Origin of the sequence: Clostridium frigidicarnis (assembly GCF_900111985.1) — a bacterium.
GTDB lineage: Bacteria > Bacillota > Clostridia > Clostridiales > Clostridiaceae > Clostridium_Z > Clostridium_Z frigidicarnis.
In genome coordinates this window covers 14,059-28,502 of sequence record NZ_FOKI01000038.1, presented here as the reverse complement: position 1 = coordinate 28,502, position 14,444 = coordinate 14,059, and the positions used below count along the sequence as shown (strand labels likewise).

The 14,444-nt window shown below is 27.6% G+C and carries 17 protein-coding genes; 12 read left to right on the top strand and 5 right to left on the bottom strand.

Translation table 11 applies throughout. From position 1 onward, the window contains the following. The 8 genes from BM119_RS20135 to BM119_RS16165 all read left to right on the top strand — a co-directional run. The coding region (locus tag BM119_RS20135; RefSeq protein ID WP_207647689.1) for an HNH endonuclease signature motif containing protein at positions 1 to 428 on the top strand (428 nt) is incomplete at its 5' end. Then, positions 379 to 1,122 (top strand): hypothetical protein, encoded by a 744-nt coding sequence (locus BM119_RS16195; protein WP_242948449.1) that lies wholly within the window; start codon positions 379 to 381, stop codon positions 1,120 to 1,122. The genes BM119_RS20135 and BM119_RS16195, both read left to right, overlap by 50 nt. A gap of 897 nt (positions 1,123 to 2,019) precedes the next feature. After that, complete coding sequence (locus BM119_RS16190) at positions 2,020 to 2,538, top strand: HYD1 signature containing ADP-ribosyltransferase family protein (protein ID WP_090042770.1); 519 nt, start codon at positions 2,020 to 2,022, stop codon at positions 2,536 to 2,538. A gap of 4 nt (positions 2,539 to 2,542) precedes the next feature. After that, positions 2,543 to 2,860, top strand: coding sequence for a hypothetical protein (locus tag BM119_RS16185; RefSeq protein WP_090042769.1), 318 nt, complete (start codon positions 2,543 to 2,545; stop codon positions 2,858 to 2,860). Between the two features lie 529 nt (positions 2,861 to 3,389). Further along, a complete protein-coding gene (locus BM119_RS16180; RefSeq protein ID WP_207647688.1) occupies positions 3,390 to 3,947 on the top strand; it encodes an HNH/endonuclease VII fold putative polymorphic toxin in 558 nt (185 codons plus the stop codon). A gap of 23 nt (positions 3,948 to 3,970) precedes the next feature. Beyond that, positions 3,971 to 4,414 carry a hypothetical protein gene (locus BM119_RS16175; RefSeq protein ID WP_090042768.1) on the top strand — a complete coding sequence of 148 codons (444 nt, stop codon included), beginning with the start codon at positions 3,971 to 3,973 and terminating at the stop codon, positions 4,412 to 4,414. 607 nt (positions 4,415 to 5,021) lie between these two features. Continuing rightward, on the top strand, positions 5,022 to 5,363 hold the full coding sequence (locus BM119_RS16170) for a transposase (RefSeq protein WP_090042767.1): 342 nt from the start codon (positions 5,022 to 5,024) through the stop codon (positions 5,361 to 5,363). A gap of 625 nt (positions 5,364 to 5,988) precedes the next feature. Beyond that, a complete protein-coding gene (locus BM119_RS16165; protein WP_090042766.1) occupies positions 5,989 to 6,366 on the top strand; it encodes a hypothetical protein in 378 nt (125 codons plus the stop codon). A 296-nt stretch (positions 6,367 to 6,662) separates the two neighbouring features. On the opposite strand, the gene BM119_RS16160 is transcribed toward BM119_RS16165, so the two are convergent. After that, positions 6,663 to 7,175 carry a sigma-70 family RNA polymerase sigma factor gene (locus BM119_RS16160; protein WP_090042765.1) on the bottom strand — a complete coding sequence of 171 codons (513 nt, stop codon included), beginning with the start codon at positions 7,173 to 7,175 and terminating at the stop codon, positions 6,663 to 6,665. Between the two features lie 406 nt (positions 7,176 to 7,581). Between BM119_RS16160 and BM119_RS16155 the strand changes: the two genes are divergently transcribed. Both BM119_RS16155 and BM119_RS16150 read left to right on the top strand, forming a co-directional pair. Beyond that, positions 7,582 to 7,851: a helix-turn-helix domain-containing protein gene (locus BM119_RS16155; protein WP_090042764.1), complete on the top strand. Its 270-nt coding sequence runs from the start codon at positions 7,582 to 7,584 to the stop codon at positions 7,849 to 7,851. A gap of 155 nt (positions 7,852 to 8,006) precedes the next feature. After that, positions 8,007 to 10,142, top strand: coding sequence for a glycoside hydrolase domain-containing protein (locus tag BM119_RS16150; protein WP_090042763.1), 2,136 nt, complete (start codon positions 8,007 to 8,009; stop codon positions 10,140 to 10,142). 42 nt (positions 10,143 to 10,184) lie between these two features. Here the strand turns inward: BM119_RS16150 and BM119_RS16145 are convergent, their stop codons facing one another. From BM119_RS16145 to BM119_RS16135, 3 genes are all read right to left on the bottom strand, one after another. Beyond that, entirely contained in the window at positions 10,185 to 10,739 is a 555-nt protein-coding gene (locus BM119_RS16145) for a YcxB family protein (RefSeq protein WP_090042762.1), read from the bottom strand. A 155-nt stretch (positions 10,740 to 10,894) separates the two neighbouring features. Continuing rightward, positions 10,895 to 11,434, bottom strand: coding sequence for a YcxB family protein (locus BM119_RS16140; protein WP_090042761.1), 540 nt, complete (start codon positions 11,432 to 11,434; stop codon positions 10,895 to 10,897). Positions 11,435 to 11,545: 111 nt separating this feature from the next. Beyond that, entirely contained in the window at positions 11,546 to 12,100 is a 555-nt protein-coding gene (locus tag BM119_RS16135) for a YcxB family protein (protein WP_090042760.1), read from the bottom strand. Between the two features lie 276 nt (positions 12,101 to 12,376). On the opposite strand from BM119_RS16135, the gene BM119_RS16130 reads away from it, so the two are divergent. After that, complete coding sequence (locus BM119_RS16130) at positions 12,377 to 13,291, top strand: peptidoglycan-binding protein (protein WP_090042759.1); 915 nt, start codon at positions 12,377 to 12,379, stop codon at positions 13,289 to 13,291. Positions 13,292 to 13,408: 117 nt separating this feature from the next. Next, positions 13,409 to 13,846 (top strand): hypothetical protein, encoded by a 438-nt coding sequence (locus tag BM119_RS16125; RefSeq protein WP_090042758.1) that lies wholly within the window; start codon positions 13,409 to 13,411, stop codon positions 13,844 to 13,846. 58 nt (positions 13,847 to 13,904) lie between these two features. Here BM119_RS16125 and BM119_RS16120 read toward each other — a convergent pair whose 3' ends face one another. Next, positions 13,905 to 14,435, bottom strand: a complete 531-nt coding sequence (locus BM119_RS16120; RefSeq protein WP_090042757.1) for a YcxB family protein — start codon at positions 14,433 to 14,435, stop codon at positions 13,905 to 13,907. Positions 14,436 to 14,444: the final 9 nt, after the last annotated feature.

Genomic DNA, 14,444 nt, shown 5'->3' with positions numbered 1-14,444 from the left:
CAGGATCTCAAACTTCAGCATCAGCAGCAGGAGTTGGAAGAGTACCAATAAAATCTTTTGGTAGTTCAAAAAATACACAATCAATAAAGCAAACAGAGACTCAAAAGAGCTTTAATGCAGCTTTGGCTAGTAGAAATGTTGAGGGGGCGTCTGAAGCTAGCCCATATGCACATCTCGGTGTTGGTCCAGGTAAAAATTTCACTGCTGCTCAAAAGAGAAATATAATACAAGAAAATATGAAAAATAATGGAGGAGTTGTTAAGTCTGACTTATCTAGCGAAGTATTAGTTAAACCTAGTAAGAGTCAAAGAGGGGTAACACCTCCACAAAATGAATGGCAAATTGACCATATTGACCCTAGAGATAAAGGTGGCAGTAATGCCCAAATATTATCAAGAAAGGAAAATAGGGAAAAGTGGAACAAGTAGAGGAGTGGATGGTATGTCTAATAATATTAATGAAGTAAGTTGGAAAATGGAACAATTATGGCAAGGGTGTATATCAGCATCAATAGCTCATGCAATTATGGTAGCACATTATCCAGAATTATCAAATGAACATTCATGGGATGGTATAAATTACAATATTCAAGATAATGAAGGTGCAAGAGGGACTATAACTTTTAATTCAGAATATTGTGTAGGTGCATTTCGTAATGATAATAGTGATAGAATTAAAACAATAAATAATGCTAAGCAAGCTAAGGAGTATTTTGTAGGAGCGCCAAAAGATGTAGTAAATCTTGCAGAGAATGAGGCATTGCAAAATTTATTAGAAAATGTAGAGGGGAAGGCTGTACCAATTATTACTACTGCATTTTGGGGCGTAGGAGAAAATATTTTTACAATAGATTCTGAAGAAGCGATGCATCAGAATGGTGTATTTTTATTAGAAAGACAACTAATGGATTTTGATAGTTCAATAGAATCATGGGCAGAATATTACGATATGTCTTTAAAGCAATGTGATTTATTAAAAACAATTTTCAATAAAAAAATTAATCCCAAAGTGGGAGATATTATATTAAGTAAAGATGACATACAACAAATAGGAACTAGTGATATAAATGGATTAGAAGAAAGTAGAATTTCATTTGAAGAAATTGGTATCATGTGGGAGTAAACTGGCTGAAAAACAGTGGGAATACTAGATGCAAAATATTTATAAAAAATATCCAATAAGAGCTTTCGCTTGTTGGATTGTTTTATGAAGGAGTATATACTAGGATACTCACTTCATAATTGTAATTATGTGGTAAGCTTGGATGATACAGGAAGAAAAACGCATTATAAAAACAACAAATAGGCATCAAAAGAAGGTTCTAATGAAAGTTGCTATGGAAATACAGCAAAAACTTCTTTTGAAGGCTAATTCAAGCTAATAGTAAAACTCCAATGGATGCAATAAAGGTATCTGTTGGAGTTTTCTTTGTAAGGGCTAATGTGGAAATAATAGGTCAGAGGCTGGCAGTACTTGGGATACATGAAATCTAGTAAAATCAATACTTTGGGTGTATAGGCCTAACTTTTAGATGAATATAACTATAGAAAAAAATATTGAATAATAATAAAAATAAAATTGGTTGAAAGTACGCCCTTGTGACCTAATCTAGACCTATTACAACCTAAAATATAAAAATATAGGCTAACATTGGAATAATATTTCTTTTGTTAGTCTTTTCTTTCGTTTAAAAATAATGATGATATGAGGAGCAAATAAAATGAGTGAAATAATTGGGAATTTCAAAGTAAGTTTAATTTAAGATGGTAAAAGTTTTAAAACAATAAAAAGCTATGTTGGTGACATTAAGGCTTTCATAGAATTTCTAGGTAGTAAAGGAGTTGATTTCAATGGTACATTACATGATTCTACGTAGTAAGCTATAAGAACTTTCTAGTTGATAGCAAATGAGGTAGTAACAATCAATAATCAACACTAGTAAATCCAACATAAAGGCTATAGAATATGTTTATGTTAAGTTAAATCAACTCATACATTAGGATAGCACTACTTGGAGGAATGGCAACAACAGCAAGCACATTTGGTACAGCATCATTTGCGATGTTCGCAGAATCTCAAACTTCAGCATCAGCAGCAGGAGTTGGAAGAGTACCAATAAAATCTTTTGGTAGTTCAAAAAATACACAATCAATAAATCAAACAGAGACTCAAAAGAGCTTTAATGCAACTTTGGCTAGTAGAAATGTTAAGGGGGCGGCTGAAGCTGCTGAAGAAACTACTAGAGTTCGTCATTATACAAACCGCAAAGGTATAAATGGAATAGAGCAGGATGGAAAAATTATTGCTAGAGATAACAATAGAGTTTATGTGGAACCAGCAAATAAAAAACCATTAAGTCAGATTGAAGCTGAAACAAAGTATCAAATAAAGAAAGGAAAAGGAAGAGATTATATGGAGTTTGATGTTCCTAATTCAAAACTTGAATGGCTAAAAAATCCCAGATATGGAACAGAAGAGTTGACAATAAAAGGTGGAGTCGAAGAATTAATAAATCCATTATTTAAAAGGAGAAAATAAAACTATGATTAAAGAAAATGAAAAAATAGTTTTGTCTGGGGATGAAGCTATAGAAATATTAAAAGAAATTGAGATAATTCTAATATCTTTACATGATATGGGGTCGTATTACATGAATAAAGATACAAGAGAATATGAAAAAGAAACTACTAGGTTTATAGACGAGTGGAAAGTAACACATAGACTGGCAAGAATTAGGGGCAGATTATCAGAAAAATTTGATAATACACTAGGGGATGATGATATGGATGATTTAGAAAGAGCAATGGAAAAGTTAAAGTATTGGGAAAAACCAGGAGATGTTGCAGAAGATATAGTTTAATAATAAAAGTAATATTTTTTACCTAGAAGAATTCACTGCAAAACCAATATAGAACTAACTTCAAAATATTAAACAGTTGTAGAATATGACATGATATTATAGTAATATGATATTTAAATAAGTAGCAAATAGAAAAAATATGATGCATAATATTAATAATGCAGTGAAAAGATGAAATGAACCAGCTGAAAATTAAGTAAGCTGGTTCATTATTTTTTGAGAAGTTTTACAGAGATAAGCATCTGATAAAGGAGTTCCTTGCTAATCAATAAACTACTAAAATCATTCAATGAAATAAAAAATTACAATATATTAATAAAGATAAAAGCAAGTATATATTATAAATTTGATAAGAGCTAATGTTTCAAGTAAGGAAAATTGGCTCTTTTCTAATTCAAAGAAATTGAAGCATACATGCAATAAGCAACACTAGTAAATTTAATATAAAGGCTATAGAATATATTTATGTTAAGTTAAATCAACTCATACATTAGGAATATCAGAAAGTGATTATAATTTACTTGGAGGAATGGCAACAGCAGCAAGCTCATTTGGTGAAACATCAGCTGTGATGCTCTCAAGATCTCAAAATTCAGCATCAGTTGGAAGAATACCAATAAAATCTTTTGGTAGTTCAAGCAGTACAAAACCACTGAAGCAAACAGAGACTCAAAAGAGTTTTAATGCAGCTTTGGCTAGTAGAAATGTTAAGGGGTCGGGTAATCCTAATATTAATAGGGGACAAGCTCTAAATCAAGCTAAAGATAGTGCAGGTATACCAAGGTCTCAACAGTCAACTAGGCAATGGACTACTGGAGATGATATAACAAAAAAAGGTGGAAACTATAAAAACTACGAATATAGTGAAAATGCAACATACCAGGGTAGGTATTATGAATATGACACTCCTCAAGGGAAAAAGGTTATTGTGGACCATACAAATGACGTAGAGCAAGGATTGCATACACATGCAGGGAAAGTACCTAATGGTGCTAATCCTTTAACGTATAATTTTAAAAATCCTGATAATAGGTATAAGCCGATTAATAAAGATACTGACCATCATATTAGATATACAAATAAATAGATTATTTAGAAAAGGAGCTTGTTATGGAAGACAGAAAATTATTAATTAAAAAGAAAACTGCATTATCAAAGGTAAAAAGAAATCTTGAGCAATTTAAATCTTTTGAAATAATTGATATCATTGAAGCTGAATCAGAAGAAATCTCGAATTATAGAGAGCAGATTGAAGAATTGAATCACTATAGTTATCCTAAGGTAGCTGTTAGAAAACTTAATAAAAATAGCGAGATAATGATTGAATGGTTTTTTCAAGAAATTTCAACATTAAAAGATAATTCTATATGGACTATGCCTTTTGATGAAATGGGAATATGGTGGGTAAAGGTAAAAGTAATTAATTGCAAAGAAGCAATAGAGCAATTGTGGGATATTGGAGAGATATGCATTATCGAACAAGAAACTAAAAAATGTTTTTATATTCAAATTGATGAAGATAATTGTTATATAGTATTCAAGCAACTACAATAGGCAAAAGTATATTTAACTGCATTAATTATAATAAAGTTAATGCATAATAAGTATGATAAATAAAGTTGTTATATATTCGACATTAAGAATAAAATGACTATATGCATAATTCTAATAATGCAGTGAAAAGATGAAATGAATAAGCTGAAATTTAAGTAGGCTGGTTCATTATTTTTTTGTAGTTAACATATATAAGTAACTGATAAATGAAATCCTAACTAATCAATACTAATACCTTTAGGAGCAAGTAAAACAAGAAATGAAGTATACATGCAATAATCAACACTAGTAAATTCAACATAAAGGCTATAGAATATGTTTATGTTGAGTTAAATAAACTCAAACATTAGGAATGTCAGAAACTGACTATCATTTACTTGGAGGAATAGCAACAACAGCAAGCACATTTGGTGCAGCATCAGGTGCAATGTTAGGAAGATCTTAAGTTGAGGTACATAATGCAGGACAGAAGGAATAAATAGTGCAAGACAATTATTTAGAAGAGGTATAAGTGAATCAATGAGAGTATATCCTAATATTCCTAATTCAAAATTACAAGAGCTAATTGATATAAATAAAAAATTATATCAAGAAGTGGGGAAGTAAAATGAATGAAATTTTTATTAAAAGTCTTTACAAAACTATAGTCCAAGATAAGGAACTATATAGAAATCAATTGGATAACTCAAATATAGATAAGGTAACAGAAGAGTATTTAAAACAAGTTTTAGAATTATATAATGATGCATCACAAGATAAGAAGGATGCCTTAGTTGATTTTATAGAGTTGATAATGATAGATACAATCTCAAATATGCTAGGTATAATTGATGGAAGTAGTACACTCAGTGGATGTGATGCTGAGTCCAAATTGTATTTAGATGGTATTGATACTGATAATGAGTTACAAGATTTATTTTTAGAGTATGTAGAAGAGATTGATGAATAGATAATATAAGCAACACTAGTAAATTTAACATAAAGACTGTAGAATATGTTTATGATGAAGTTAAATCAACAAATTGAAGCGAAGCTTTAGAAGCATTATAAAGTGTAAAAAAGAAATATAATTAACAGCTAAAGACGTAGTGCAAACTGGGAAAAGAGTATTGATATACCACAACTATTATTAGGAGGATTATCAGTAGTAGAAGGAGCAAGATTATTTGGAGCAGCCTTAATTGGTACAAGAAGAGGACAAGCTGGCATCACTTGTTAGGTAACAATTAGGTGGTGGTAAAGATCCTAGAAATTAGTTGTCTTGTATCAAAACCCAGTGAATACACCAATTATGATGGATTTCGAAACATCAGTAAGAAAGTCTATTGAAGGAGGTCAGACAATTAATTATTCTACTATTCTAATATACAAAGGAAATAATCTTATGCCTTCATGAGTAACGTTGAATGCTGTATATGATGGAGGTTTTCAATTAGATGTTACTATTTTAAATAGAAGGTACGGGGCAAAGTGGAAGAATTGTAGAAAAATTTGAGAAGTTATTTTAAGTTAATGGAACTAAAAAATATATAAATACAATTTAACTATAACAAATGACAAAAGGAGAATTTAAAATGAAACAAGAAAAAAAGCGTGGTTGTTGTGCCACGGGGTATTTTATATGTTCAATAATATCATGTTTAATGAACATATTTTACAATATAATAGAGCTAAATTCAAATCTAGAAACAATTAAAAGTTACAAAACTTTGCTTATGGCCAGCACAGTTATATACATATTAATTATGGTTGGGAGTATATTAATATTGTTTTGGAAAAAAATTGGGGTATATTTATTTTTAGTGTCAGTATTTATAAATATAGTACTAATTAAAGTGTTTCCAACTAATTATTCTTCTGTACAAACTACTATAATTTCCTTATCTTCTATGTTTTTTATATGTTTAATTACACTTGGATTAATAAAACCTGTTTGGAAATATTTTGATTAATATTGAATAGAAATTAAAAGACTACATAATGTTAATAATGGAACTAGTTGTATCTATAATGAAAATCAAGTATATATTATAACTAGAAAAAGAGCTACTGTTTCTTTGAAACATTAGCTCTTTTTCTCATGTAAAGAAATTGAAGGGTGTAAAGGTGATGTGCCAAATAATTGGAGGTGGAAAAAGACATAAAACAATAAAAACCTATGTTGACTGTGTAAAAGTTTTCATAAAAACTTTGTTGTTGTTTCAATGGTATCAGGACTACACGTATTAAAATAATGAGGCTTTAATTTTTATATTACTTCCTTTAATTTTTTTAATGCCCTTTTATGAGTCTTATGTACAGATTGTCTGGAAACATTTCGTAATTTACCAATTTCAATATCAGAATATGAATGAATATATTTATATATAATGATTTTCTTTTCTAAATCAGTTAAATGATTTAGTAAATCTTTGAATATTGTATTGTTAGAATCTGTGTAATCAGAGTCTAAATCTATTAAATCGCTTGAAAATTCTGTATTGTATATTTTTGAATTTCTTTTATTTAAGTAGATATAATGATTTTTTAAGGATTTAGATATGTAGGATATAAGATATTTATTTTCTTTAAATATTTCTTTATGTAAGGGTATTTTATTCATTAATTGAATTAGGAATAAATTTAAATCAGAATAAGTATCATCATTTTCACTTTTTTTATGTAAACTTTTTAATAAAGGATCAAATGTTTCCACTATCTTTAAAAACTCATCTGAATTACCACTATTGAATGAAGAAATAATATTATATAAACTTGACATATATACACTTCCTTTTTGGTATTTTTAAATTAAAAAGGTTAAAAGGAAGCGAAATGTAAGCCTATATATGTTTAAATTTTCATTAAAAACCATTAGTTTATTTAAATGTAAAAAAAACAATCAATATTATGGAAAAATATAAGATTATCCATAATATAATTAACAAATTGTTAAAAATATAGGCTTGTTTTATAAGAATTATTATATAATGTTATTTAATGAAAAAGTATATTAAGTATAATTTTTTGATTTATATTTTAATAAACTTAAAATAATCTATAAAAATATAACTTTTATTGAAATAAACCGTTTTTTTATAAATTATTTTGTCATATGAATAATAATAGTAAATATGATAAAAGATTCTTGAATAGCTTTAATTGATAATGAGGGGTGAAATAACATTATGGAATTACAAGCAAACAAAATTTATACTGTTAAAGAAACAGCAGAGATATTATCTATTAGACGTGAAACTCTTTTGAAACTAATTTATGCAAAGGATTTAGAAGCAAGTAAACTTGGTAGACTTTGGAGAATTAAGGGGAGCAATATAGATAGATTTTTAGATAATACATCTAATATTAAAAATGATCATGTTGTTACTGGTGATAGCATGACGAAAAGTACATTAGAGAAACAAAAAATTAACCGAGTTATTTTGAAAGTATTTTAGGGGGAGGAGTATAGAGTGGCTCATTGTTTTTAGGGTAACATATGATGAATTTGGTGAACTATGATGATTTCTAAAGGAATTTTTTTATTAGGGTTACAAATTTTAATATGACCTCCTTTGTATAAGTAAGATTACAAAATAAAGGAGAGATTTAAATGGATCAATTAGTTTTAAAAACTCAACAATGGTTAAATGAAACATATGCTGGTAAAGGTGGATTTAATGCAATTACAGAAGATGGTATAACAGGATGGGGAACAATTGGAGGCTTAACTGCAGCTTTACAAATAGAATTAGGACTAGCATCTGATGGAATTTGGGGGGCAACTACAGAAAAGAATTGTCCAACTATAAGTTCAAATAATAGTGGATTAAATAAAAATATAGTTGCAATACTTCAAGGTGGTCTATTCTGCAAGGGATATGATGCTGGAGATTTAAGTGGAGATTTTACATTACAAACAGCAAGTGGAGTTATTAAATTAAAGCAAGATGCAGGACTTTCAAATGCTGATGATGAAGCGGGCTCTATGATATTTAAAGTACTACTTTCAACTATGGATGGATTTGTACTAGCTAATGGAAAAGATCCTAATATACGTACAATACAACAAAATCTTAATAGAGACTATTATGAAACAATAGGACTTATTCCAACTAATGGATTGTATTCAAGAGAAACTAATAGGGCATTAATTAAAGCGTTGCAAATTGAAGAAGGAAGTTTTCCAGATGGAATTTGGGGAGATTCTACATATGAGTTGTGCCCTACTATACCAGGATCTAAATCAAATAAAATGTTTATATTATTATTACAATATTCATTATATGTAAACGGAAAAGATCCAAATGGATTTGATGGGTTATTTGGAAATGGTTTATCTGAAGCAATAAAAAGTTTTCAAGGGTTTTGTGTACTGCCAGTAGATGGATATGCAGGAAAACAAGTATGGGCATCATTACTTGTTAGTACCGGAGACAGTAATAGAAAAGGAACTGCATGTGATTGTGGAGAAACATTAACTTTAGAAAAAATTAAAACATTAAAAAATAATGGTTATAAAATAGTTGGCAGATATTTAACAGGTAAATACAAATTAACTGCTAATGAGGCTTTATTAATAACCGCAAATGAAATGAACATACTCCCTATTTATGAGGAATATGGATATATGTTATCACATTTTAATCAAGAAAACGGATATCAAGACGCAAAAGACGCATTTGTAGCGGCTAAATGTTTAGGTTTTAATGAAGACTCAGTTATATATTTCGCAGTAGATTGTGATGTTATGGATTATCAAATAACTGAAAGTATTATTCCTTATTTTAAAGGAGTTAATATTGCAAAGGAACTATTAGGTGTTTCATATAAAATAGGAATATATGCTGCTAGAAATGTATGTAGCAGGGTAAATAATGCTGGATATTCATGTAGTAGCTTTGTGTGTGATATGTCAACAGGGTTCAGTGGAAATTTAGGATATCCCTTACCAGAAGACTGGGCATTTGATCAAATAAAGACAACTAGATTAGGTAGTGGGGATGGATCTATTGAAATAGACAATAATATATGCAAAGGCACATATTTAGGAGAAAAGTTTTTATACCCTATGGATGGAGATTTATTTAATAAAATAAATAATATTTCAATAATAAAGGAATTCGGAGGGAATTTAACTACTTTTGAAGAAGAAAAGGAGTTCATAAGAACACCTAATTTAAAGATAACCTATGCAATATCTACTGATGTTACTGTAGATGGGGATTATGCTAATTTAGAAATAACACCAGATGGTAAATTGGATGGAGCAACAATAAAAAGCACATTTGATTCAATGGAAGGAAGTTTGAATAAAGATCAAAGTATTTCTTTAGCAAATACATTAACTCTATTATCAAGTGATATAGGTGAAACTAGTATAGCATATAAAATTTCTACAGACGGAGTTTGGACTACAAATGAAATTAGTATACCAGTAAAGATATATTTAGATAAGGATAATAATGTATCAATTACTTTAGCAGTTAAAGTTAAAATATCCATTAAGAATGATGGTGGTGAAAGTGACGTACAAGAAGCATTAGATTCTGTTTCAGAATATACTGGATATATTATTACAGGTGTTGTAGTAATAGGTGTTGTAGGTGTTGTAACTTACTTGGGTGGCATAGCTGCTGTACTTGGAGCTATATTAGCTTGGTTTGCAGAGGTATTAGGAACCATACTAGCACTATTTGGATACATTGGTGCATTACTTTCAGGAATTTTTGTTAAATTAATAAGTTAAAAAATAAGCCATGGCTACAAATATTTTAGCCATGGTCTATTTCTATCGAAATTTTATATCATTAGGATATCTATATTGCGGATATATAGATGGATTCTCTTTAAATAATTCAATAAGTATGTCCAAATAACATTTATTATTAAAACATTCAGAAGGAATAAAAATATTATTTTTATCTCCAAATACCTTAATAATAATATTATTTTCAATTATATAGAAATTTTCAATTATATTCCATTCTATAAGTTTTGTATTAGATTCAGTATTAATAGAGAATCCGTTATCATCAATTGTTATTATTATAGGTGAGAATAGGAATTTGTTTTTATAATCATTTAAATAGCTAAGTATTTGATTTTTAGCAATCCGTGTATTTAGTCGTTTTTTGAAAACTATTAAAAGTAGCATATATATTAAAAACATAATAATTATCATAAGTTCATATTTAGTATCTACAATAAAATAGATAGATGCCCATACAGTCATCATAAGTAATACATAAGTAATTTTAAGTGCCAAAAAAGTTTTAGTTTTAAGAAAATATTTCATGTGGAAATCTAATAAATATTCCTTTGTAAGTTTAAATTCAAATTTCATATGTTCACTCCCTTTTAATTCTACTCAATTTTTAAATGGTAACATTAAGTTTTATTTTGTAGGTAAAAAAATACATTTTTATTTACAATAAAAGAATAAAATAAGCTATATTATTCTTTAAAAGTATGTTGAAAATTTAAACATAAATGTATTCATTAAAACTTTATATCTCTAGGATAATTGTACTGTGGAGATATAGAGGCATTTCTTTTAAATAATTCAATAATCCTTTCTAATTTCTCTTTGTTTTCAAAGCATTCACATGGGATAAATATATAATTTTTATCCCACAAGAGCCTAATAATAATATTGTTTTCAATAACATGTAAATCTTTGATTGAGGTCCACTGTATAACTTTTTTATTGAATTTAGTATCTATAGAAATTCCTTTATCACCCATAATTATTATTGTAGGTACCAATAGAAATTTATTCTTATAGTTATTAAAAAAACTAAGTATACAAAATTTGGATAATCCATTTTTAAAAATCAGCAAAATTAATACATATACAAAAAATATAATAACCACCATAAGTTTGTATTTAGTATCTACAATGATATATGCAAAAGTATTAAAGATTATTGCAATTAATATTAAAGCAATATTAAAGTCTAAAAAAGTTTTAGTTTTAGGATAATATTTCATATGAAAGTTTAGTAAAAATTCTTTGGTAAGTGTAAATTCAAATTCCATATATTACTCCTTATAAATAAATTATTAAACTCATCATAGTAAATTACTACAATAAATTACACTTAAAAATTAAGACTAAATGATTTTGTAATATAAACACATATTTTTAAATTATAAATCAAAGTTTATTTCTCTAGGATATGTGAACTCAGGAACAATACTTATATTAGTTTCAACTAATTTAATAAATAACTTTATATCATCATTACCTTTTATATATTCAGATGGTATAACAATATTATTTTCAACAAAGGTCAATATAAGTATATTATTTTCTATAATATGCACACTTTTAACCCCATCCCATTTTATAATATTGTCATTAAATTTGTTTTTAATAGTAATTCCATTATTATTAATTGTTATTATTGTAGGTAAAAATAGAAATTTATCTTTATAATTAGCTACTGTAATATTTACTATGAATTTAGATATACTATTTACTATTTTCATTCTAAATAATAATGTAAATAATATTGTTATTGAAAATACAATAACCACTAAAAAAGTATATTTTGAATTTACAAAACAAATACAAAATAAAAAGAAAAGTATATTAAAAATTATTAAAGATATCTTAAATAATGTAAATACTTTTGTTTTATATAAGTGTTTTGTATGAAAGTTTATTAAATATTCTCTAGTAAGAGTAAGTTTAAACTCCATAACAATCCTCCTTTGTATAAAATTATATATTAAAGAGTATAACAAAAAAACGTTAATAAAGTATTAAGTTAAATATATTATAAGTTATTTTGTATATATCTTTATTTAGAAATCAGAAAAGTTATTTTACTTTTTGAAATGGTATATTAATAAGTATTTCTTAGTAGAAACATAATGAAAAAATCTTAAAATTATATATCTTAAAATAAGTTTACAAAATAGCATATATCTTCTTTTTAATTATGAGAAAAAAATAAAATAAAAGGAGAAATTTATATGTTATTACAAAACGGTAGTACTGGTGATGAGGTTAAGGATTTACAACAAAGGCTTATATCTCTTGGATATAGTGTAGGAGTATATGGGGCAGACGGATCATTTGGACAAGGAACATATGATGCAGTAGTAAAATTTCAAAGTGATCATGGATTATCAGTTGATGGTATAGTTGGACCAGATACTTTTAGATCAATAAATGGAGCTGCAGGTATCGAATTATTAAGAATAGGATCAATAGGAGAAAGAGTAGCAGGGATACAACAAAATTTAATTAATAAAGGATATAGTGTAGGAGTCTATGGAGCAGATGGATCATTTGGACAAGGGACATATGATGCAGTAGTAAAATTCCAAGGAGATCATGGATTATCAGCTGATGGTATAGTTGGTCCTGCTACTTGGAATGCATTAAATGGATATTCAGGATGGGATAGTTCAGTTAGTGGAAGTGATGGAGTAAATAAATTTATCGAGGTAGCTAAAAGAGAACTTGAAAAAGGCTTTAAAGAACATTTATTATCTAATGGAGAAGGAGATAATATAAATCCATATGGTGAATGGTATGGTATGAATGGTGAACCTTGGTGTGCTATGTTTGTATCATGGTGTGCAAATAAAGCTGGTATCCTTGGTAGTGTAGTTCCAAGATATTCTTATTGTGAGACCGGCGCAAATTGGTATAAAAGTCGTGGAAGATATAGAACAAGATTTTCAAATTATATTCCTAAACCAGGAGATGTAATATTCTTTACAAAAGCTAGTGGTTTTTATTATCATACAGGAATAGTTATTGAATATAACTCAAGTAATAATATAATAACTACAATTGAAGGTAATGCAGGACAGGCAGTATCAAAAAGATATTATACTCTTAATCATTCAGATATAAATGGATATGGAGCAAATGATTGACCAGTAAGTCCTATCCCATCAATATATAAGCAACAATCAGACTTTGGATTTGCAGCTATTTTTGGAATTGAAATTTCAAGCGAAGGTAAAGTTCCAATTCCTACTGGAGTTAGAAATATGGAAATGTACTTTGAATTTTCAATGGCAAGACAAATAGGAAATTCAAATGGAAAAATAGTTGTTAAAAATGGTGCTATAGATAGTGCTTCATTTAGTAACAATTTAAGTTCAGCTGAAGTTGACTTTTTAAAAGGTAAAGTTAAATCTTTATCTCAAGTAGTAGGTAAACTAGGAAATGCACAAATTAACTTTAAAATTAACAGTATATCTAGTAACCACTTCAATATAACTTTAGAAATTGAAACAAGCGTAACTAGTAGTATTAAAGCTTATCAAAGTTTGAATATAATTTTTTATAAAGATGATTATAAAGATGATTCAAAGTTAAATTTAAATACAGTTAAAATTGGGGCAATAGCTGTTGTAGGAGTCTTAGCTATAATAACTATTGGAGTTTTGGCCCCAGAATTATTACCAGCTTTAGTTGCAATTTAGTTTTAAGATAATTAGTAAGTGATATAGATTTATAAATCTATATCACTTATTTTTTAGCTTAAACGGTTATTTTTGTATTAATATGGTTTATAAAATCATCTTTTTCTTTTGATGATTTAAATGCTGTAACTGGTATTTGAATATAACCTATTTTAGCATGAATATATATATAGTTATCTTCAACTATTAAGCGGTTTATAGAACTCCAGGCAACTTTAGATTCAGAAGATACATTTTTTTTTATTATTTCATTGTCAGTTAATATTATTGTTGTTGTTGAATTAACATGTTCAGTAAACCTAGAATTATTTTTAATAGATGAACGTAAAATTTTTGATACTAACCAATTAAAGGATTTAGAAATTATGAATAACCAAATTAAACTAATAGATAAAAGTACTATTACTACTAATAATAAAGTAATATTCCAATAATATTTCGCTAATAATACGATAGCATATAAAATTATACATATAAAAGGAACCCAAGTAAAAATTTTCTTCCTTATGTTAAATGATTTAGAGTTTTGGTTAAGGTAGTTGTTAAGGTCAATAATATATTGAATATCATTTTTAAATTTAACTTCCATAAATCCTCC

Coding starts and splice junctions, on each gene's coding strand:
- BM119_RS16195 (WP_242948449.1), top strand. CDS start 379: ATGCCCAAATATTATCAAGAAAGGAAAATAGGGAAAAGTGGAACAAGT.
- BM119_RS16190 (WP_090042770.1), top strand. CDS start 2,020: ATGGCAACAACAGCAAGCACATTTGGTACAGCATCATTTGCGATGTTC.
- BM119_RS16185 (WP_090042769.1), top strand. CDS start 2,543: ATGATTAAAGAAAATGAAAAAATAGTTTTGTCTGGGGATGAAGCTATA.
- BM119_RS16180 (WP_207647688.1), top strand. CDS start 3,390: ATGGCAACAGCAGCAAGCTCATTTGGTGAAACATCAGCTGTGATGCTC.
- BM119_RS16175 (WP_090042768.1), top strand. CDS start 3,971: ATGGAAGACAGAAAATTATTAATTAAAAAGAAAACTGCATTATCAAAG.
- BM119_RS16170 (WP_090042767.1), top strand. CDS start 5,022: ATGAATGAAATTTTTATTAAAAGTCTTTACAAAACTATAGTCCAAGAT.
- BM119_RS16165 (WP_090042766.1), top strand. CDS start 5,989: ATGAAACAAGAAAAAAAGCGTGGTTGTTGTGCCACGGGGTATTTTATA.
- BM119_RS16160 (WP_090042765.1), bottom strand. CDS start 7,175: ATGTCAAGTTTATATAATATTATTTCTTCATTCAATAGTGGTAATTCA.
- BM119_RS16155 (WP_090042764.1), top strand. CDS start 7,582: ATGGAATTACAAGCAAACAAAATTTATACTGTTAAAGAAACAGCAGAG.
- BM119_RS16150 (WP_090042763.1), top strand. CDS start 8,007: ATGGATCAATTAGTTTTAAAAACTCAACAATGGTTAAATGAAACATAT.
- BM119_RS16145 (WP_090042762.1), bottom strand. CDS start 10,739: ATGAAATTTGAATTTAAACTTACAAAGGAATATTTATTAGATTTCCAC.
- BM119_RS16140 (WP_090042761.1), bottom strand. CDS start 11,434: ATGGAATTTGAATTTACACTTACCAAAGAATTTTTACTAAACTTTCAT.
- BM119_RS16135 (WP_090042760.1), bottom strand. CDS start 12,100: ATGGAGTTTAAACTTACTCTTACTAGAGAATATTTAATAAACTTTCAT.
- BM119_RS16130 (WP_090042759.1), top strand. CDS start 12,377: ATGTTATTACAAAACGGTAGTACTGGTGATGAGGTTAAGGATTTACAA.
- BM119_RS16125 (WP_090042758.1), top strand. CDS start 13,409: ATGGAAATGTACTTTGAATTTTCAATGGCAAGACAAATAGGAAATTCA.
- BM119_RS16120 (WP_090042757.1), bottom strand. CDS start 14,435: ATGGAAGTTAAATTTAAAAATGATATTCAATATATTATTGACCTTAAC.